This window comes from Flexivirga meconopsidis (genome assembly GCF_026162425.1).
Lineage (GTDB): Bacteria > Actinomycetota > Actinomycetes > Actinomycetales > Dermatophilaceae > Flexivirga > Flexivirga meconopsidis.
This window is the reverse complement of the sequence record NZ_JAOBQJ010000001.1, coordinates 219,889-238,273: the sequence shown is the minus strand read 5'-3', so window position 1 is coordinate 238,273 and position 18,385 is coordinate 219,889. Positions and strand designations below refer to the sequence as shown.

Sequence of the window (18,385 nt, the reverse complement as noted above, 5' to 3'; positions counted from 1 at the left end):
CGATGAACGCACCCATCCGCCGACTCGGCCTCGTCGTGGCCGCGATGTTCTGCTCGCTGCTGGTCGCGGCGACGATCATCCAGTTCGCCCAGGCGCGTTCGCTCGACAACAAACCCGGCAACCGGCGCACGCTGCTCGCGTCATACAGCAAGGAGCGCGGGTCGATCCTGGTCGGCGGCAACGCCGTCGCCTACTCGTCCCCGACCGACGACCAGCTCAAGTGGCTGCGCAAGTACCCGCAGGGCCCGATGTATGCCGCGGCGACCGGCTACTACTCCTTCACCTACGGCAGCAGTGCGGTCGAACGCGAATACAACGACTTCCTGTCCGGCAGCTCGGACAAGCTCTTCTACCGGCGCCTCGTCGACATCGTCACCGGCAAATCGGCGCAAGGCGCCAGCGTGCAGCTCACCCTCAACGCCAAGGCGCAGCAGGCGGCGACCAACGCCCTGAAGGGCCAGCGTGGCGCGATCGTCGCACTCGACCCGAAGACCGGCGCGATCCTGGCGATGGCGACCAGCCCGACCTACGACCCGAACCTGCTGGCCAGCCATGACCTCAACGAGGTGCAGTCGGCCTTCACCCGACTGTCGAAGGACCCGGCGCAGCCGCTGCTCAACCGAGCCATCAACGGCAACCTGTACCCGCCGGGTTCGACGTTCAAGATCATCGACACCGCCGCCGCGCTCGAGTCGGGCAAGTACACGCCCGACTCGACGCTGCCCGGCCCGGCCTCGCTGCGGCTGCCCGGCACCAACAGCTACCTGCCCAACGACTTCCCGGGCAACTGCGGCCCCGGCGACAAGGTCAGCCTGTCCCGCGCCCTCACGATCAGCTGCAACACCGCCTACGCCCAACTCGGCATGGACCTCGGCCAGGACGCCGTGCGCAGTATGGCGACCAAGTTCGGCTTCGGTAGGTCGCTGGACATCCCGATGACCGTGACCCCGAGCGTCTTCCCGAAGGACCTCGGCAAGGCGCAACTGGCGCAGTCCGCCATCGGCCAGTTCGACGTGCGCGCCACCCCGATGCAGATCGCGATGGTCAGCGCGGCGGTCGCCAACGGCGGCAAGGAGATGTCGCCATACCTCGTGCAATCGGTGCGGGACAAGAACCTCGACGTCATCCAGACCACCGACCCCAAGACGTTCTCCACGCCGATCTCGAGCGACACCGCGAGCCAGCTGAACACGATGATGCAGTCGGTGGTTTCGGACGGCACGGGAACCGGCGCGGCGATCCCGGGCATCAAGGTGGCGGGTAAGACAGGCACGGCCGAACACGGATCGGGCACCAACGCCGACGTGTGGTTCACCGGTTTCGCACCGGCGGACAACCCGAAGGTCGCGGTCGCGGTGCTGGTCGAGAACGGCGGAACGGTCGGGCAGGAAGCAACCGGCGGTCTGGTGGCAGCACCGATCGCCAAGCAGGTGATGGAAGCGGTGATCGGGAAATGAGCTCTGCCGGTGATCTGATGGGGGGCCGCTACCGGCTGACCGACCGCATCGCGGCCGGCGGCATGGGTGAGGTCTGGCAGGCGCGGGACGAGATCCTCGGCCGCACGGTCGCGATCAAACTGCTCAAGGAGGGGCTGACCGACGAGGAGGGCTTCACCGAGCGGTTCCGCAACGAGGCGCGGCTGTCCGCGGCTCTCGCGCACGGCAACATCGCCCAGGTCTACGACTACGGCGAGGACGGCAACCTGGCGTTCCTCGTCATGGAGTACGTCCCGGGCAAGCCGCTGTCGAAGATCCTCGCCGAACGCGGCCCGATCTCCGCCGCCGACACCGTCGGGCTCATCGGCCAGGCCGCGGCCGCGCTGCACGCCGCGCACCGCGCCGGGCTCATCCACCGCGACGTGAAGCCGGCCAACATGCTCGTCACGCCCGACGGCGTGGTGAAGCTGACCGACTTCGGCATCGCCCGCGCGGTCGGCTCGGCCGCGATGACCAAGACCGGTGAGGTCATGGGCACCGCGCAGTACCTCGCGCCGGAAGCCGCGATGGGCAAGGACACCACCGCGCTCACCGACGTCTACTCACTCGCCGTCGTCACCTACGAAATGCTCGGCGGTAGAAGGCCGTTCAACGCCGACAGCGCGGTCGCGCTCGCGCTGCAGCACGTCAACGACACACCCCCGCCGCTGCCGTCCGAGATCCCGCCCCCGGTGCGCGCGGTCGTGCACGTGGGGCTCGAGAAGGACCCGGCGCTGCGCCCCGACTCCGCCCAGGAGTACGGCCGGGCACTGCGCCAGGCGGTCTCGGACAGCCAGCAACTCGGCTACAACCCGTATGCCGCACCGCCGCGACCCACGCCCGCGAGCGCGCCCGGTGGCCCGTCCGGCCCGCAGTCGGGGCCCCCGTCCGGCCCCCAGACCGGACACCCCTCCGGACCGCAGTCGACCGGCCAGTCGGGTCCGCAGTCCGGCCCGCAGCCAAGCGGCGCGTCATCCGGCGGCCACCGGCTGCCGGGTGCGTCCGGTCCGCACCAGACCACCGGGTCCACGGGCAAGGCGGCGGCCGGCGAAAAGTCCACCGGCTCGCGTCGGTTGTCGCCGCTCGCGATCGGCCTCGGCATACTCGCCCTTGTGGTCGTGATCGGCATCATCATCGGCGTGATGATCGCCACCTCCGGCGGCGGCAGCAAGGTGCCGAGCCCGCCCAACACCGGCCCGTTCAACTCACCCCTGGTGACCTACACCCCGCAGGCATCCTCGTGACCCAGACCGATTCCCCCCGCATCCTCGGTGGCCGCTACGAAGTCGGTGAACTCATCGGCCGCGGCGGTATGGCGGAGGTCCATCTCGGGCACGACACCCGGCTCGGCCGCACGGTCGCGATCAAGATGCTGCGGGTCGACCTCGCACGGGACTCCTCGTTCCTGACCCGCTTCCGCCGCGAGGCGCAGTCGGCCGCCGGCCTGTCACACCACTCGATCGTCGCGGTCTACGACTCCGGCGAGGAGACCTTCACCGAGACCGGCGGCGCGACCGTCGACGTGCCCTACATCGTGATGGAGTACGTCGACGGGCAGACACTGCGCGAGATCCTCAACGAGGAGGGCAAGCTCTCCCCGGACGAGGCGGCACGCGTCACGATGGGCATCTTGTCCGCGCTGGAGTATTCGCACGACAAGGGCATCGTGCACCGCGACATCAAACCGGCCAACGTGATGCTGACCAAGGGCGGCAGCGTCAAGGTGATGGACTTCGGCATCGCTCGCGCGCTCGCCGACACCGGCGCCACGATGACCTCCGCGCAGGCGGTGGTCGGCACCGCCCGTTACCTGTCGCCGGAGCAGGCGCAGGGCGAGACCGTCGATGCCCGTTCCGACCTCTACTCCGCCGGCTGCGTCTTCTTCGAATTGCTCACCGGCCGCACGCCGTTCGTCGGCGAGCCGGTGTCGCTGGTCTACCAGCACATCACCGACCCGCCGAAGCCGCCGTCGTTCTACGAGCCGTCGGTGCCGGGGTCGATGGACGCGGTCGCGCTGCGCTCGCTGGAGAAGAAGCGCGACGACCGCTACCAGAGCGCCGCCGACTTCCGCTCCGACCTGCAGGCCGCCCGCACCGGCGCTCCGCTCAGCGCACCGACTCAGGCGTTGCTCGTCGGCGCCGGAGCCGGCACCGGGGCAACCTCGATGATGCGGCGCACCCCGCCCGCGGCCGAAGCGCCGCCACCGCGCCGACGCGACTACACCCGCGAGATCGACGACCACGACCGGCCAACGCGGCGTCATACTGGCCTGTGGATCGTGGCCGCAGCCGTCGCACTGCTCGCCATCCTCGGCATCGGCTACCTGGTGATGAACGGCAGCGGCAACGACACCAAGACGATCCGGGTGCCGAGCGTGGTGCAGCAGCCGCAGGCATCGGCCGAACGCACGCTCAACCAGGCCGGATTCAGCAACGTGAAGGTCAACCTGGTCAAGAGCAGCGACGTGACCAAGGGGTATGTCGCAAGCACCGACCCGTCCGGCGGCACCGAGACCGAAGCGAGCACCCAGATCGTGCTCAACGTCAGCGACGGTCCCGGGCTCGTCGCGGTGCCGAACGTGGCCGGCAAGACCGAGCAGGAGGCACGTGACGCGCTCAAACAGGCCGGCTTCCTGAACGTCAGCGTCGGCAACTCCGCGGTCGCCGACACCCAGTACGAGAAGGGCCAGGTCACCTCGACCAACCCGAGCACCGGCACCCAGACCGATCCGAGCCAGACCGTCTCGCTCAACCTCAGCAGCGGGAAGGTGCACGTGCCCGACGGAATCGTCGGCATGACCGCCGGCGACGCGCAGAGCGCGCTGTCCGACGCACACCTGCGCTACCGCACCCAGAGCGTGCCGGTCAGCGATCAAAGCCAGGTGGGCAAGGTGCTCAGCGCGTCACCGAACGCCGGCTCGGAGGTCGACCTCAACTCCACCGTCGACTTGCGCATCGGTGCGTATGCCGCGCCGACCGTCACCGCGACGGTCACCCAGACGCCGACCACCGAACCGACGACGCCGACGCAGCCGAACTCTCCCTCGCCGACGAAGTCGACGCCGAGCAGCAAGCCGAGCCCCACGTCGTCGTCGAAGCCGTCCTCGCCATCGCCGTCGCCGTCGGCCAGCGGGAGCGGCGACGGCAACGCGCAGTGAGCGCACGGCTGCCGGCGCCCGCGCCTCAGGGAGCAGCGAGCAGGTAGCCGCTGGCCAACTGCTCGGCGACTGCGACCGAGCCGACCAGTGGGTGCTGTGCGAGTGCGGCAGCGAGCTCGTGCGCGTCGCCGGCCGCGACCGCGGCAATGACCTGCTGCTCGACGCCCTTGAGCTGGGTCATCAGACCCAGCGCGGCGGTCGGCGGCGGGGCCGTCGCGAACGGCCGCACGCCGCCCCCGTCGACCAGGGCCGGCACCTCGATCACCGCATCGGGCGGCAGCTGGGGCAGCGTGGATCCGTTGCGAACGTTGAGGATCATGGTGCGAGCGCGGCCGGTGGCGAGGCAACGCATCACCTCCAGCGCGACCCCTTCGTATCCTCCGCCGGCGGTGTCCGGTCGCTCCTTGTCGGCCTCGCGAGCCTCACTCATGTAGGTCGTCTCGCGGTCGGCCCGCGCCCGGCGCCAGAGGGCGAGAGCCGCCGCCGGGTCGGCTCCCGCAGCCGCGCGGTAGAAGTCGGTCTGCTGCTGCAACAGGTATTCGCCGCGGGTTTGCGCCGCACTCTCCAGGGCGGCGACTGCCTCGCGGTTTCGGTAGTAGTAGTAAAGGTATTCGTTCGGCAGCATTCCGAGCCCACGAAGGAAGTCGGCGCCGAAAAGCTGTCCCTCCTCCAGCTGCAACAGCCGACCCTCGTCCCGCAACACCTCGGCGACCAGATCGCGGCCACCGGTCCAGGCATGCCGCAGCCAGCCGAGGTGATTGAGCCCGACATAGTCCAGACGCACCTCGCCGGGGCTCACGTCATACAGGGTGGCGAGACGGGTGCCGAGGCCGCTCGGGGTGTCACAGATGCCGACGACCCGGTCGCCGAGGATCTGCTGCATTCCCTCGGTGATGATGCCGGCCGGGTTGGTGAAGTTGATGACGTATGCCGAAGGCGCCACGGCCGCAACGGTGTTGGCGATATGCCACGCGACCGGGAGGGTCCGCACGGCGTAGCCGATCCCGCCCGGACCGGTGGTTTCCTGTCCGAGGACGCCAAGGTCGAGTGCTGATCGTTCGTCGGCGACTCGACCCTGCAGGCCACCGACGCGAATCGCGGAGAAGACGAAATCGGTTGCCTGCAGCGCGGTTTCGAGATCGTCGGTGGCTCTCACGCGCACCGCCGCACCGGGAGCAGACGCCGCCTCTCCGGCGAGGACCTGCTCGATCACGTCGAGGCGTCCTTGGTCGTTGTCGTGCAGCACGATTTCGTCGATGAGGTGCTCGGGGTCGTCGAGCAGCGCCCGATAGACCTGCGGCACGCGGAAACCCCCGCCGCCGAGGACGGTCAGCTTCATACCGTGATCACCTCTCCGCCGGCATCCCGGCACCGGTCGAGGGTTGCCGGGTCCGATGCGGCAGTGGTGATGACCGTGTCGACCTCGGTCAGGTCGGTGACCTTGAAGGTGCCGATCCCGGGAAACTTCGCATCGGTCGCGAGCAGGACTAGCGCCTGGGCGAATTCGGCGGCGCCGCGTTTGATCGCCGCCTCGGCCGAGATGTCGTCGAGCACCGCACCGTCGGGCCGCACACCGGTGCAGGACAGGAAGGTCACGTCCGGGCGCACCGCGCGCAGGGCGTCCGTGGTCAACGGTCCGACGAACGACTCGAAGTTGCGCCGCAGGCTGCCGCCGAGCAGCAGCACCTCCGCGCTCCCGGTCCGTAGCTGGTCGAGCACGGCGAGGCTGCTGGTGACGACCAGCACGTCGCGCTCGCGCAGCCGGCGCGCGACGCGCATGGTCGTGGTGCCGATGTCCAAGTAGACGACATCGCCGTCGTGCACGAGCTCGACGGCTGCGGTGGCGACCGCCTCCTTGTCGTCGGCCCGATCCAGCGCGACGTCGGCGAAGGCCCGCTCACCGTCCGGGGTGTCGACCGACTGCACGTAGGCGCCGCCGTGCACCCGGTGCAGCCGGCCCTCGTCGGCCAGCCGTCCCAGGTCGCGGCGGATCGTGGAGGGGCTGACGTGCAGCATGCCGGCGAGTTGCTGTGCCGAGACGCTGCCGTCGCTGCGCAACACCGCCAAGATCCGGTCGTCCCGCTGGCGGGCGATCATCCGGGTAGAGGGTGTGGTGTGGGTCTCCGGCTCATCCACAGACCGGACCATATGCGCAAAACCGCGCATGGTCCACCCGCCGACGGTGGCGATATCGGCCCGGTCAACGATCACGTGGCGGCGACGTGAACACGTTTCGACCAACTTCGCGCAACCGTTGCCAACTTCGCTCACCCGTGCCACGGTTACCAATCGTGAGCAGCGTGCCCGCAGCACCCGCGATCGACCCCGCCGATCGGATCGACGTGCTGCTCGTCGGCACCGTCTTCCTCGACGTGATCTTCTCCGGGATATCGGGCGCGCCCGCACCGGGGACCGAGACCTGGGCCGATCGTTCGGTGCTGTCCGTCGGGGGCATCGCCAACAACGCGGTCGCAGCCGCACGCCTCGGTGCCCGCACCTGCCTGATCGCGCCCGTCGGTGACGACCCCGCCGGCGAATTCGTGCTGCGCACGCTGCGCGACCAGGAACGACTCGACGTCCGGGTGCCGGCGCTGCCCACCGTGACCACGCCGGTGACCGCGGCCTTCGGCGACGGCGCCGACCGCGCGATGGTCAGCCACGGACAGCTCGACCCGGTGCCGGTGGGCGACTTGGTCGACCGGCTGCCACAGGCGAGCGCCTGTTTCGTCAGCCTGCAGCCCGGTGGTGGCGACTGGTTCCTGGCGCAACGCGCTGCCGGTGCGCGCGTCTACGCCGGGGTCGGGTATGACGAGCGGCACGACTGGTCGGGTCAGGTGCTGCACCGGCTGGCAGACGTCGACGTGTTGGTGCTCAACGAGATTGAGGCGCTCGCCTACTCCGGATGTGAGGACGTGCCGACTGCGGCGATGACGCTGACCGAGCATGTCGAGCGGGTCGTGGTGACCTGCGGGAGAGGCGGCGTGCACTCCGCGTCCGCCGCCGGCGACCCGCCCCTGACGCTGCCCGGCGAGTCCGTCCCGGCAGTGGATGCGACCGGTGCCGGTGACGTCTTCACCAGTGGCCTGATGTATGCCGAACTCCTCGGTCTACCAGTCGAATCCGCGCTGCGCTTCGCCCAGGTGTGTGCGGCGCTGTCGGTGCGCGGACTTGGCGGGGCAGCGAGCGCGCCCACGTTGGCGGATGTCCGCACCTGGTGCCGGCGATCCGGCTCGACCGCGCTGCACCGACTCGACGCCGCACTCGACCAGCGACCCCCGTCATACGGCTGAGAAACCGAAACCTTCACGACCGCAAAGGAATCGACCATGAAGACGACCCGACTCGCGGTGTGCGCCGTGCTTTGCGTGGCTGTGCTCCCGCTCGCTGCATGCGGCTCGTCCGGCTCCAAGGCGGAGTCGGCCGACGCGAAACAGACGTTGACTGTTTTCACCGACAGCGACGTCAATGTGCAGAAGCTCTGGACCGGGACCCTCATCCCGGCCTACCAGAAGGCACACCCCAACATCACGCTGAAATTCAGCAGTGCCGACGCTTCGGCCGACACCACCCAACTGGCGAAGCTGTCTGCCGCGGTGAAGGCGGGACGCACCCCGCCGATGGACGTCATCGTCGACGCCGGTTTCCTGCCCGATGCCGACTCGGCCGGGCTGCTGACGCCGGTGAATACGGGCAACATCCCCAACCTCGGCGCGGTCGACAAGGCGTCGATCCAGGGCAAGGGTCAGATGCCCTATCGCGGGTCGTCGGTAGTGATCGCCTACGACAGCAAGAAGGTCAGGCCGGCGCCGAAGACGCTCGCCGACGTCATTGCATGGAGCAAGGCGCACAAGGGCGGTTTCACCTACAACAGCCCGAGCAGCGGCGGCGCCGGACAAGGCTTCGTGCAGGCGGTGCTCGACTCCAAACTCGACCAGGCCGACACCGTCGCACTCACCAAGGCAGCCGACCCGGCGGTGGAGAAGAAGTGGGCGCCCGGGTTTGCCGAGCTGAAGTCGTTGACCCCGTCGATCTATCAGAAGACCTATCCGAACAGCAATCAGGCAGCGCTCAACCTGCTGGCCAACGGGACCATTGCGATGACTCCGACCTGGTCGGACATGTTCCTGTCCAACAGTGCAAACGGCACGCTGGGTAAGAACATCAAGGCGGTCTCGGTGAGCAATCCCGAACTGCCAGGCGGCAATTCGAGCCTTGCGGTGGTGAAGAACTCCAGCCACCAGAAGGCTGCCCTGCAGCTGCTCAACTGGATCCTGGAGCCGGCACAGCAGTCAACGATCGCGACGACGTTGTCGGGCTACCCCGCCATACCCCTGTCGAAGCTGCCGGAGTCCGACCAGAGCAAGTTCAACGGCCTCAACACCAGCAAGCTGCGGTTGTTCTACACCGCAGCCGCCGTCACCGATATGACTGCCGAATGGCAAAAGCAGGTCCCGTGACCGGACGCCGACGACTGAGCGAGCGAACCCGCGGATTCCTTTTGGTCTCACCGCCATTGGCGGTCATCGCGGTCTTCATCGGGCTGCCGATCGCCTTCGGGGTGCTCTACACGCTCGGCTACACCGGCGGCTTCAACGACACAATCTCGCTGATCGCCCAGCATCAGAGCACCGGGTGGGGGATCGGTGCCTACCGTGACGTCTTCGGTGACTCGCTCTTCTGGCGCAGCGTCCGGGCGACCGTGCTGGTGACGGTCGTGTCAACCGTGCTGGTGGTCGGTCTCGCGTGGCTGATCGCCCTGCAGTTGCGCTTCCGTGCCGGCCGGTGGGCCAGGCTGGTTGCCGGTGTGTCGGTGCTGCCGATGTTCATCCCGGTCGTGATCGGCGCCAACGCGATCCTGTCCTGTTACGGCTCCGCCGGGCTGTTCCGCACCGTGCTGCACGCGCTCGGCTGGTCCGAGCCGCCGGTGTTCGCCTACACGGTGACCGGCATCATCATCGGCCAGCTGTGGACGAACCTGCCCTTCGCGGTGCTGATGATCACCTCCGGGGTGCAGGGCGTGCCGCAGAACCTGCTCGACGCCGCTCGCGATGTCGGTGCGAGCCGGTGGCAGCGCTTCTGGTCGGTCCTGTTGCCGCTCAACACGATTCCCACGATCATCGCGATGACCTTCACCGTCATCTCGGTTCTCGGCAGCTTCACGCTGCCTTTCATCGTCGGCCCGACAGCGCCCAACCTGCTCGGCCCGCTGATGGAAGGCACCTACAGTGCGCTCAACCGGCCGCAACAGGCGGAGGTCATGTCGGTGTTCGTCTTCGTGCTCGCCGCGTTCGCGTCGGTGCCGTACGTCTGGGCCAACCGACGCGCCGCGCGGGGTGTGGCGTGACCGCCGGCGCCGGCGGTCGGCCGGGCGCGGCCGGACGATTCGCCTCCGCGGTCTTCGGCATCGCCGTCCTGGTCTTCGTGCTGGCACCGCTGCTCTGGCTGGCGCTGCGCGCATTCGCCGGGTCGTGGACCTACCCCCACCTGCTGCCGTCGCAGTGGTCGCTGCGCTGGTGGTCGCAGGTGTGGGACACCCCCGGCTTGACCTCGTCGATCCGGCTGAGCCTGATCATCACCCCGATCGTCACCGTCCTCGCGATGATCGTCTGTCTCCCGGCGGCGTATGCCATTGCGCGCTATCGGTTTCCGGGCCGTCAACTGGTCCTGATGACGATCTTCGCGACCAACGCCTTCCCACGCTTCGGGCTCTTCATCACGATGGCGAGTCTGTTCTATTCGCTCAACCTGATGGACCGTATGGCGGGCGTCGTGATCGTCCAGCTGATCGGCACCATCGTCTTCATGACCTGGATCCCGGCTGCCGCGTTCGCCGCCATACCACCGAGCCTGGAGGAGGCCGCCAGGGACGCGGGCGCCGGGGCACTCCGGACGTTCTTCACCGTGACGCTGCCGCTCGCGGCGCCGTCGATCCTGGTCGCGGTGATCCTGTCCTTCCTCGCCGCGTTCGACGAGGCGCAAGGCACCTTCCTCGTCGGATCACCGGACATCGTCACGATGCCGGTCCAGATGTACTCGCTCATCGGCAACTATCCCGATCAGGTGGCCGCCGTCTTCTCCATCATGTTGTCGATCCCGTCGGTGCTCCTGCTGTCCCTCGTGCGGCGCCGCGTGCTCGGCGGCACCATTGCGCAAGGATTCACGATCCGATGACCACCACCCTCCAGCTGCACAACATCACCAAAGAACTCGGCGGCAACCGGGTCGTCTCCGACCTGTCGCTGGACGTCGCGGCCGGTGAACTCGTCTGTCTGCTGGGCGCGTCGGGCTGCGGCAAGACCACGACGTTGCGGATGATCGGCGGCTTCCTGACCCCGGATTCGGGCCGCATCGTGATCGACGACGAGGATCACACCGCGACCCCGCCGGAGCATCGACCGACCGCAATGGTCTTCCAGAACTACGCGCTCTGGCCCCACATGACGGTCGCGCAGAACGTCGGCTACGGACTGCGCCTGCGCGGTATGACCAAGCGTGAGGTGGCCACCCGGGTCGCGCACCTGCTGGAGACCGTGGGCCTTTCGCACCGGGCCGACAGCAAGCCGGTCGCGATCTCGGGCGGCGAGCAACAACGCACCGCCCTGGCTCGGGCGCTCGTGCTCGAGCCGAGCGTGCTCCTGCTCGACGAACCACTGTCCAACCTGGACGCGAAACTTCGGGTGCGCGTGCGCGAGCAGATCCGCGCGCTCCAGCAGCGCACCGGCACCACGATGGTCTTCGTCACGCACGACCAGGAGGAGGCTTTGGCTCTGGCTGATCGCATCGCAGTGATGAATGCCGGCCGCATCGAGCAGTTCGACACCGCGGACGCCGTATACCGCCACCCGGCAACCGAATTCGTCGCGAGGTTTGTCGGCACGATGAACCTGCTCGACTGCACGCTGACTCCGGGGAGCGCGAAACTGGACGATGGCACGCTGCTGCCGGTCACCGGACCTGTGGAGCCGATGTCCAGCTCGGGGGCGACCGGTCGCGTGCGTCTCGCCATACGCCCGGAAGACGTGCGGCTCGACGATCCGGACGGCACACCCGCGACCGTGATCCGCCAGGTCCCGCTCGGGCATTACCGCGAGGTCGTGCTCGGTGTCGGGGGCGTCGAGTTGCGGGCATTCACGGGCGCGGCCACCGCGACCCCGCCCACGGTCATGGTTTCGGCAAGCCGCGCGGTCGGCTATCCGCTCGCTCCCGCATGAGCATCATCACCGTCGCCCACCGCGGCGCGCCAACCGTGGCACGAGAGAACACCCTCCGGTCGATCCGCGCCGCGATCGACCGCGGCGCGGACTGGGTCGAGATCGACACCCACGTGACGGCGGACGGCCGGCTCGTCGTGGTGCACGACCCGACGTTCGAGCGGCTCTGGGGTGTGAAACTAGCCGTCGCAGAAGGAAATTGGCCGCAGCTCGAGAAGGCACTGGACGGCGGCACCGACGACGGAGTGCCGCTGCTGGGTGAGGTGCTCGAGGTCGTGCGCGACGCCGGCCGCACCCTGATGATCGACCTGCCGGACAGCCGCATCGCACGGGTGTGCTGCGACTTCCTGCAGCAGGACCAGTCCGCAGTCGTGCTCACCGGCGATCCCGACGGCCTCACGCTCGCTCGTGACCGGTTGCCGCGGATCCCGATCGCGCTGAGCTGGGAGTCGCCCGACCTTCCGGGTGCTGACCTGCTCGCCGCCTGCCGGCCGCAATGGGTCAATCAGCAGCACGACCTGCTGGACGACGCCGCGGTGGATCAGTTGCACAGTGGCGGTCACGGGGTGTGCTGCTACACCGTCGACGATCCCGACGACATGCACCGCCTTGCGAGCCTAGGAGTCGACGCGATCATCAGCAACGACATCTCCCTGCTCCGAAAGACGTTGGTGCCCTGATGGATTCGGCCCAATTACCGCAGCGCCTGAAGGCCGCGCGCGCGATCGCACGCGACGCAGCCGACCTGGTCCGCCGGTCGCCACCGGGACTTGTGGACGAGAAGCACGACGCGGCCGATCTGGTGACCGAGGTGGATCGCGCGGCCGAGTTGCAGATCAGACTCGCGCTCGGCGAGCAATTCCCCGAGGATGCCGTTGCCGGCGAGGAGTTGCAGGACACTTCGGGCAGCAGCGGGTTTACCTGGCTGATCGACCCGATCGACGGCACCACCAACTTCGCGTCCGGGGTGCCATGGTGCTCGGTGAGTGTCGGCTGCCAGGACCTGTCCGGACCGCTGCTCGGCGTCATTGCCGACCCGTGGCGCCGCGAAGTCTTCAGTGCCGCACGGGGATCGGGATCATGGATCGACGAGCGGCCGGTGACCGAGCCGGCCCACGTGCAGCTCGCCGGTGGCGTGGTCTTCACCGAGTGGCTGAACCACGTGCCGTGGCCGGGCATGGTCGAGACGCTCGCCGCACTGTCCGACGACTTCGCGACCGTGCGCATCATGGGCTCCTCGGCGCTGTCGCTCGCCGCGACGGCGGCCGGTCGCGGCTGCGCCTTCCTCAACGGCAGTTACTCACCGGTGGACACGCTGGGAGCCACCGTCATCGCGCGCGAATCCGGGCTGGTGGTGCGTGATTTCGCCGGCGGTGAGCCGCAGGTCGGACGGCCGTTCTACGCGGCGTGGCCGGCGGTCGCCCCACGCATCGCCGCACTCGCCGCAGCGGCGGCGGCGAAGCGCGGCTGAGCCGGTCAGGCCGTGTGCACCAAGGGCGCCAGACCGACCGACTTGTCGACGGCGTCCGGCATGCCGCACATCGCAAGCCAGTTGGCGAGCATCCGGTGGCCGCCTTCGGTGAGCACCGACTCGGGGTGGAACTGCACTCCGTGCAGCGGCAACTCACGATGCCGCACCGCCATGATGACGTCGCTGTCGGTGCGCGCGGTGACCTCCAATTCGCCCGGCACAGTGCCGTTTTCGATCGCGAGCGAGTGATAGCGAGTCGCGGTGAACGGACTCGGCAGTCCCTCCAGCACGCCGGCGTCGTCGTGCACGATCTGTGAGGTCTTGCCGTGCAACAACTCCGGGGCGCGATCGACGGTGGCGCCGAAGACGACACCGAGGGCCTGGTGACCGAGACACACCCCGAACATCGGCTGCGCGCGGTCGGCGCACGCTCGGATCATCGCGGTCGAGACGCCTGCCTCCTCAGGCGTGCCCGGGCCCGGGGAGATCAGCACACCGTCATACTCCGCGCCATCGGCGGGCGTGATGGCGTCGTTGCGCACGACAGTGGTCTCAGCGCCGAGCTGCTGCAGGTATCCGACGATCGTGAAGACGAAACTGTCGTAGTTGTCGACGACCAGAATTCTTGTCATTGCTTAACTTTCGCGTACTTGAGATCGGTGCCGCCGACGTATGCCGGGAAGGTCGCCTTGCTCTCGGTCTTGACGTCATACCCCAACCCGACCGCGTCGACGTAGTCGCGGTAATTGGCCACGGCGGGGTCGTCGGTGAGCGCCTTGCGGAGTTTGGCCGGGTCTCCCATGGCTCGGATTACGAACGGCGGCGAGTAGACCCGTCCCTGCAACAGCAGGGTGTTGCCGACGCAGCGGACCGCCGAGGTGCTGATCACCCGCTGGTCCATCAGCATCATCGCCGTGGCGCCGCCCGCCCAAAGCGCATTGACGACCGCTTGCACGTCCTGCTGGTGCACCACGAGCCAGTCGAGGTTGGCGCCGTCGGGCAGGGTCGACGGGTCGCGCTTGGAGTCGTTGAGCGCCACGCTCACCACCCGGCCGGTGACACTGGTCAGCCCGGCAGCCGTGGCATACCGGTCAGCCCTTTGCTGGGTGGTGGCGAGCTTGCTCGACCCGGGAGCGTCCTTCTTGGACAGCGAGTCGACCTCGCCCTGCAGGCTTTTCACACCGGCCGCCTGGTCGGCAACGCGACGGTTGCCCGCCTGGACGACCTGCACCAGGTCGCGGGTGCCAGGTCGCAGGTCGGAGCCCTGGGACGTGCTGGCGCTGATGCCGAACATGCCACCGGCAGCGATCGCGACGACCGGCACGGCATAGGCCCACCGGCTGCGTGGTCTGCGCACCTGCCCGCACCTTCCCTGAATTACGCTGTACCGCAATTCTGTCATCCAGACCGATCGCAGGGAGCAGCGCCGTGAGTGAGTCCGACAAGCCGTCGACCGACGACCAGGACGGCGCCGCGACCGAGCGCGAACTCGTCGAGGCCGAAGCCGCGGACGACGCCCCGGCCAAGGCGGCGGCCAACAAGGCGGGCGCAGCGCAGGAGGAGGCGGACGCCAAGCAGGCCAAGGTCAAGAAGGCAGCAACCGAGAAGGCCGATGCGCAGGACGCCGAAGCGGCCCGCGACAACCAGGACGCCAAGGACCTCGCCGCGCAGGCCAAGCAGAAGAAGGCCGAGGCCAAGGCGGAGGCCAAGCAGGCCCGCGCCGACCGTCGAGCGGCAGGCATCGCCGACGGCCCGAACCCCAGCTGGTGGGTGCCAACCATGTGCGGCCTGATGATCGTCGGCCTCTTCTGGCTGGTGACCTACTACCTGTCGTCCGAGAAGTACCCGATCCCCGGGATCGGCCTGGGCAACATGGCGATCGGCTTCGGTCTCATCCTGGTCGGCTTCGCGATGACCACCCGCTGGCGGTAGCCCGCAAACCGCCTGCGGACGCTCAGGCGCACACGACTCCGACTCCGAACACGACCGGCCGCACGCCGGCGGTGGCGGAGTCGTTGGTGGTGACGGTGTTGGTGTTGCCGACGCTGGACCCGAGGCCGAGGGTGAAGGTGGTCGTGCTGTTGAAGATCGACACACCGTTGAAGCTCAGACTGAGCGACCAGCAGGAACCGGCGCCCAGATCTCTCGTTGTGGTGTAGCTGATCTGCCTCCCGGAGCTGACCGTGGCAGAGCTGTTGGCAGCGAATGTGCCGGAGATCGCCGGTCCTGCGGTGTCGAAGGCGTTCCGGGTAGCTGTCAGAGTGAAGGTCGAACCGGCCAGCATCGCGGCGTTCACCGCGCACACCCGGAACGTGATCGTGGGGCCGAGCACACCGTCACGGCATGCCCCGCTGACCGACACGTCCTGCGCGGATGCCGTAGCCGCGAGCGCCGGCACCCCGATCACCATCACCGGCACGGACCACGCGGCGCCACGCGCGAGTGTCCGGCGAGACAGCGCGCCGTCCGGCGGGCCGGGCTCCCTGCCTGACAGCTGACTCATGCGGCAATCTTCCGCCCGTCAAGCAGCGCTGTCCACAGGGTTATCCACAATGGTGGATAACTACATCCGTGTGACTTCGCATCTTCGTTCGTATGACGGGAGCCGCGCGAACGTCACTGTCCACAGGGTTATCCACAAGAGGTGGATAACCACATCGATGTAACTTCGATCAGTTGTGCCCGGCTGTGCGGCGGGAACGGCAGGCTCAGCCGGTCGGCAGGTGCACCGACTCGAACCGGACTGCGGCCAGCACGGCGAGCAGCACCACGATCGCGGCGAGCGCGGCCCACTGCCACTGCCGGCGCTCCCGGCCGAGCAGAGCGATCGCGCCGGCGCAGACGGCACCGGTGATCGCGCCACCGAGGTGCGCCTGCCAGGCGACATTGGGCACCACGAAGCCGATGACGGCATTGATCACGATCAGCGTGACCATCGGGCCGATCTCCCGGCCCATCCGCCGGTTGAGCACGACCACGGCGAGGAACAGTCCGAAGACCGCACCGGAGGCGCCGACGGTCGGGGTGTTCCAGCCGGTCACCTGATCCGACACCGAGCTCGGTGTTGAGGCGAGCAGTTCGTAGCCGACCGAGCCACCGATCGCCGAGATCAGGTAGATCGCGAGGAACCGGGCGCGACCGAGCAGCGGCTCGAGGTACTGCCCGCAGATCCAGAGCGCATACATGTTGAACAGCAGGTGGAACGGCGAGTAGGGCGAGTGCACGAACGCCGCCGTCAGGAAGCGCCAGGGGTCTTCCTCCGAGAGGATCGGCGCATAGAGCAGGTTGTCGGTCACCGTCGGGTCGAGCCGCTGCGCAACCCAGACGACCGCACAGATCGCGATCAGAGCGATCGTGACGACCGGCCGCCCCTGCGCCAGGCCTCCGCCGAAAACGGAGACCTGGCGCGGGGTTTCGCGCCTGGCTTGATTGACGCAGTCGACGCACTGGATGCCGACGGCGGCGGGCCGCTGGCACTCGGCGCAGGCCGGCCGGCCGCACCGTTGGCACGACACCATCGCCACCCGGTCCGGGTGACGTGGGCAGGTCGGCGCCTGGGTCGCCGGGTCGTTCACGTCGGGTTCCTGCGTCATACCGAGGTCGATCCGATCACTTCTCGACGGTGACCTTCTCGATCACGACGGGCTCGACCGGCTTGTCCTGCGCACCGGTCTGGACCGCCGCGATCTGGTCGACCACGTCACGGCTGGCCTGGTCGGCGACCTCACCGAAGATGGTGTGCTTGCCTTGCAGCCAGGTGGTCGGGCCGACGGTGATGAAGAACTGCGAGCCGTTGGTGCCCTTGCCGCCACGCTTGCCGGCGTTGGCCATCGCGAGCATGTACGGCGCGGAGAAGTTCTTGTCCGGCGAGATCTCGTCGTCGAACTCGTAACCCGGGCCGCCGATGCCGATGCCCTGCGGGCAACCGCCCTGGATCATGAAGCCGGGAATGATGCGGTGGAAGGTCAGGCCGTCGTAGAACGGTGTCGGGCTGGTGCGTCCGGCGTCGTCGCGGTAGTCCTTGGTGCCCTCCGCGAGGCCGACGAAGTTGTCGACGGTCTTCGGCGCCTCGTTGGGGAAGAGGTTCAGCTTGATGTCGCCATGATTGGTCTGCAGCGTTGCGATCATGCGTCAAGTCTCGCATTTCGTATGGCGAGAGCGGCGCGCGAGCCTGGTGCTCGGTTCCAACTTCAAGCGCCCGCCCGGCTGCGGACCGGCGGCCTGGCCTGGCAGGATGAGCCGAAGCGCCATACCAAGGCTTCATTTCCAAGGAGGGCACCAGTGCTTCGCAGGACCTCGCGTTCCGACGCGGTCAAGGACAAGGCTTCCGACCTGCTGTCGGCCGCTTCCGACGCGGTCGAGGACGTCGCCGGCACCGTCAAGGAGAAGGTCGGCCCCGTGGTCGACGACCTCGCCGAAAAGCTCGACGACGCCAAGGGCTCGGCCGCGGACGCGGCAGCTCCGCACACCAAGGACCTCGGCAAGCGGGCCAAGAAGGTCAACAAGCAGGCCAACCGGCAGCTCAAGAAGGCGAACAAGAAGGCCCAGCAGGCGGCTGCCCCGCACCTGGCCCGGGTGCAGGACGCGGGCCTGACCCGCGAGCAGGCGCACAGCCTCTTCTCCGAGGAGTGGATGCCGCGCATCCAGCAGGCGATCCAGTCCGCCTCGGCCACCGGTCAGCAGGCGTATGCCGCATTGCCGGCGCAGGCCCGCGACACCGTCGAGACCGTGGCGCCCGCGGTCAAGAAGAAGAAAAAGAAGAAGGGCGGGCTGCTGATCGCGCTCGGGCTGCTCGCCGGCGCAGGCGCCGTCGCGCTGATCGTGTCGGGCAAGAAGGGCGGCGCCAGCCCGGTCGGACCCGGCGGTGAGGCCGTTCCCGAGCAGTTGGTCGAGGTCGAGCAGGTCGACATCACCAAGGCCACCGACGATTCGTCCGACCTGGTCGGCAAGGTCGAGACCAAGGTCGAGGGGACCATCGCCGGCGGCAGCCGGCCGGCCGGCAAGGACCAGCCCCGCGGGCGGCACGCCGCGCGCGACTGACCGGCGAAACAACGGACCCGACAAGCACGGG

19 protein-coding genes are annotated in these 18,385 nt (G+C 68.4%); 12 read left to right on the top strand and 7 right to left on the bottom strand.

The genetic code is table 11. The features are described 5' to 3' along the window. Nucleotides 1-2: 2 nt before the first annotated feature. The 3 genes from N2M23_RS01175 to pknB are packed head-to-tail and all read left to right on the top strand — an operon-like array spanning nt 3 to nt 4,632. The gene (locus N2M23_RS01175) at nt 3-1,457 is read left to right on the top strand and encodes a peptidoglycan D,D-transpeptidase FtsI family protein (RefSeq protein ID WP_265442683.1); all 1,455 of its coding nucleotides are present in this window, start codon (nt 3-5) and stop codon (nt 1,455-1,457) included. Next, nucleotides 1,454-2,719, top strand: a complete 1,266-nt coding sequence (locus tag N2M23_RS01170; protein WP_265442682.1) for a protein kinase domain-containing protein — start codon at nt 1,454-1,456, stop codon at nt 2,717-2,719. Before N2M23_RS01175 ends, N2M23_RS01170 begins: the two co-directional genes overlap by 4 nt. After that, nucleotides 2,716-4,632, top strand: a complete 1,917-nt coding sequence (gene pknB, locus N2M23_RS01165) for a Stk1 family PASTA domain-containing Ser/Thr kinase (RefSeq protein ID WP_265442681.1) — start codon at nt 2,716-2,718, stop codon at nt 4,630-4,632. Before N2M23_RS01170 ends, pknB begins: the two co-directional genes overlap by 4 nt. Before the next feature lie 25 nt (nt 4,633-4,657). Here pknB and N2M23_RS01160 read toward each other — a convergent pair whose 3' ends face one another. Continuing rightward, a complete protein-coding gene (locus N2M23_RS01160) occupies nt 4,658-5,971 on the bottom strand; it encodes a family 4 glycosyl hydrolase (RefSeq protein ID WP_265442679.1) in 1,314 nt (437 codons plus the stop codon). Further along, complete coding sequence (locus N2M23_RS01155; RefSeq protein ID WP_265442677.1) at nt 5,968-6,768, bottom strand: DeoR/GlpR family DNA-binding transcription regulator; 801 nt, start codon at nt 6,766-6,768, stop codon at nt 5,968-5,970. Before N2M23_RS01155 ends, N2M23_RS01160 begins: the two co-directional genes overlap by 4 nt. Nucleotides 6,769-6,923: 155 nt before the next feature. Between N2M23_RS01155 and N2M23_RS01150 the strand changes: the two genes are divergently transcribed. Genes N2M23_RS01150 through N2M23_RS01120 form a run of 7 tightly spaced genes read left to right on the top strand, consistent with a single transcriptional unit; the run spans nt 6,924 to nt 13,314 of the window. Beyond that, nucleotides 6,924-7,922, top strand: coding sequence for a carbohydrate kinase family protein (locus tag N2M23_RS01150; protein ID WP_265442675.1), 999 nt, complete (start codon nt 6,924-6,926; stop codon nt 7,920-7,922). A gap of 36 nt (nt 7,923-7,958) precedes the next feature. Further along, entirely contained in the window at nt 7,959-9,089 is a 1,131-nt protein-coding gene (locus N2M23_RS01145; RefSeq protein ID WP_265442674.1) for an extracellular solute-binding protein, read from the top strand. Next, nucleotides 9,086-9,976: an ABC transporter permease gene (locus tag N2M23_RS01140; RefSeq protein WP_265442673.1), complete on the top strand. Its 891-nt coding sequence runs from the start codon at nt 9,086-9,088 to the stop codon at nt 9,974-9,976. The genes N2M23_RS01145 and N2M23_RS01140 overlap by 4 nt, the downstream gene beginning before the upstream one ends. Next, on the top strand, nt 9,973-10,803 hold the full coding sequence (locus tag N2M23_RS01135; protein ID WP_265442671.1) for an ABC transporter permease: 831 nt from the start codon (nt 9,973-9,975) through the stop codon (nt 10,801-10,803). Before N2M23_RS01140 ends, N2M23_RS01135 begins: the two co-directional genes overlap by 4 nt. After that, nucleotides 10,800-11,843, top strand: coding sequence for an ABC transporter ATP-binding protein (locus tag N2M23_RS01130; protein WP_265442670.1), 1,044 nt, complete (start codon nt 10,800-10,802; stop codon nt 11,841-11,843). Before N2M23_RS01135 ends, N2M23_RS01130 begins: the two co-directional genes overlap by 4 nt. Next, nucleotides 11,840-12,523, top strand: coding sequence for a glycerophosphodiester phosphodiesterase (locus N2M23_RS01125; RefSeq protein ID WP_265442668.1), 684 nt, complete (start codon nt 11,840-11,842; stop codon nt 12,521-12,523). Before N2M23_RS01130 ends, N2M23_RS01125 begins: the two co-directional genes overlap by 4 nt. Continuing rightward, the gene (locus tag N2M23_RS01120) at nt 12,523-13,314 is read left to right on the top strand and encodes an inositol monophosphatase family protein (RefSeq protein WP_265442666.1); all 792 of its coding nucleotides are present in this window, start codon (nt 12,523-12,525) and stop codon (nt 13,312-13,314) included. Before N2M23_RS01125 ends, N2M23_RS01120 begins: the two co-directional genes overlap by 1 nt. Nucleotides 13,315-13,319: 5 nt before the next feature. Here the strand turns inward: N2M23_RS01120 and N2M23_RS01115 are convergent, their stop codons facing one another. Together N2M23_RS01115 and N2M23_RS01110 are read right to left on the bottom strand one after the other, a co-directional pair. Then, nucleotides 13,320-13,946 carry an aminodeoxychorismate/anthranilate synthase component II gene (locus N2M23_RS01115; protein WP_265442665.1) on the bottom strand — a complete coding sequence of 209 codons (627 nt, stop codon included), beginning with the start codon at nt 13,944-13,946 and terminating at the stop codon, nt 13,320-13,322. Next, nucleotides 13,943-14,671, bottom strand: coding sequence for a DUF881 domain-containing protein (locus tag N2M23_RS01110; protein ID WP_265442664.1), 729 nt, complete (start codon nt 14,669-14,671; stop codon nt 13,943-13,945). The genes N2M23_RS01115 and N2M23_RS01110 overlap by 4 nt, the downstream gene beginning before the upstream one ends. Before the next feature lie 71 nt (nt 14,672-14,742). Here N2M23_RS01110 and N2M23_RS20855 point away from each other — a divergent pair, with 71 nt between their 5' ends. Continuing rightward, the gene (locus N2M23_RS20855) at nt 14,743-15,246 is read left to right on the top strand and encodes a cell division protein CrgA (RefSeq protein WP_341870571.1); all 504 of its coding nucleotides are present in this window, start codon (nt 14,743-14,745) and stop codon (nt 15,244-15,246) included. A gap of 22 nt (nt 15,247-15,268) precedes the next feature. Here the strand turns inward: N2M23_RS20855 and N2M23_RS01100 are convergent, their stop codons facing one another. The 3 genes from N2M23_RS01100 to N2M23_RS01090 form a co-directional block, all read right to left on the bottom strand. After that, a complete protein-coding gene (locus N2M23_RS01100; protein ID WP_265442663.1) occupies nt 15,269-15,817 on the bottom strand; it encodes a hypothetical protein in 549 nt (182 codons plus the stop codon). Nucleotides 15,818-16,022: 205 nt separating this feature from the next. After that, nucleotides 16,023-16,907 carry a rhomboid family intramembrane serine protease gene (locus N2M23_RS01095; protein WP_265442662.1) on the bottom strand — a complete coding sequence of 295 codons (885 nt, stop codon included), beginning with the start codon at nt 16,905-16,907 and terminating at the stop codon, nt 16,023-16,025. 16 nt (nt 16,908-16,923) lie between these two features. Continuing rightward, on the bottom strand, nt 16,924-17,442 hold the full coding sequence (locus N2M23_RS01090) for a peptidylprolyl isomerase (protein ID WP_265442660.1): 519 nt from the start codon (nt 17,440-17,442) through the stop codon (nt 16,924-16,926). Nucleotides 17,443-17,595: 153 nt separating this feature from the next. Here N2M23_RS01090 and N2M23_RS01085 point away from each other — a divergent pair, with 153 nt between their 5' ends. Beyond that, nucleotides 17,596-18,354 (top strand): hypothetical protein, encoded by a 759-nt coding sequence (locus N2M23_RS01085; protein ID WP_265442658.1) that lies wholly within the window; start codon nt 17,596-17,598, stop codon nt 18,352-18,354. Nucleotides 18,355-18,385: the final 31 nt, after the last annotated feature.

What these genes read in the sequence shown, in the direction of transcription:
- N2M23_RS01175 (WP_265442683.1), top strand. Translation starts at nt 3, where the DNA reads ATGAACGCACCCATCCGCCGACTCGGCCTCGTCGTGGCCGCGATGTTC.
- N2M23_RS01170 (WP_265442682.1), top strand. Translation starts at nt 1,454, where the DNA reads ATGAGCTCTGCCGGTGATCTGATGGGGGGCCGCTACCGGCTGACCGAC.
- N2M23_RS01160 (WP_265442679.1), bottom strand. Translation starts at nt 5,971, where the DNA reads ATGAAGCTGACCGTCCTCGGCGGCGGGGGTTTCCGCGTGCCGCAGGTC.
- N2M23_RS01145 (WP_265442674.1), top strand. Translation starts at nt 7,959, where the DNA reads ATGAAGACGACCCGACTCGCGGTGTGCGCCGTGCTTTGCGTGGCTGTG.
- N2M23_RS01130 (WP_265442670.1), top strand. Translation starts at nt 10,800, where the DNA reads ATGACCACCACCCTCCAGCTGCACAACATCACCAAAGAACTCGGCGGC.
- N2M23_RS01125 (WP_265442668.1), top strand. Translation starts at nt 11,840, where the DNA reads ATGAGCATCATCACCGTCGCCCACCGCGGCGCGCCAACCGTGGCACGA.
- N2M23_RS01120 (WP_265442666.1), top strand. Translation starts at nt 12,523, where the DNA reads ATGGATTCGGCCCAATTACCGCAGCGCCTGAAGGCCGCGCGCGCGATC.
- N2M23_RS01115 (WP_265442665.1), bottom strand. Translation starts at nt 13,946, where the DNA reads ATGACAAGAATTCTGGTCGTCGACAACTACGACAGTTTCGTCTTCACG.
- N2M23_RS01100 (WP_265442663.1), bottom strand. Translation starts at nt 15,817, where the DNA reads ATGAGTCAGCTGTCAGGCAGGGAGCCCGGCCCGCCGGACGGCGCGCTG.
- N2M23_RS01095 (WP_265442662.1), bottom strand. Translation starts at nt 16,907, where the DNA reads ATGACGCAGGAACCCGACGTGAACGACCCGGCGACCCAGGCGCCGACC.
- N2M23_RS01090 (WP_265442660.1), bottom strand. Translation starts at nt 17,442, where the DNA reads ATGATCGCAACGCTGCAGACCAATCATGGCGACATCAAGCTGAACCTC.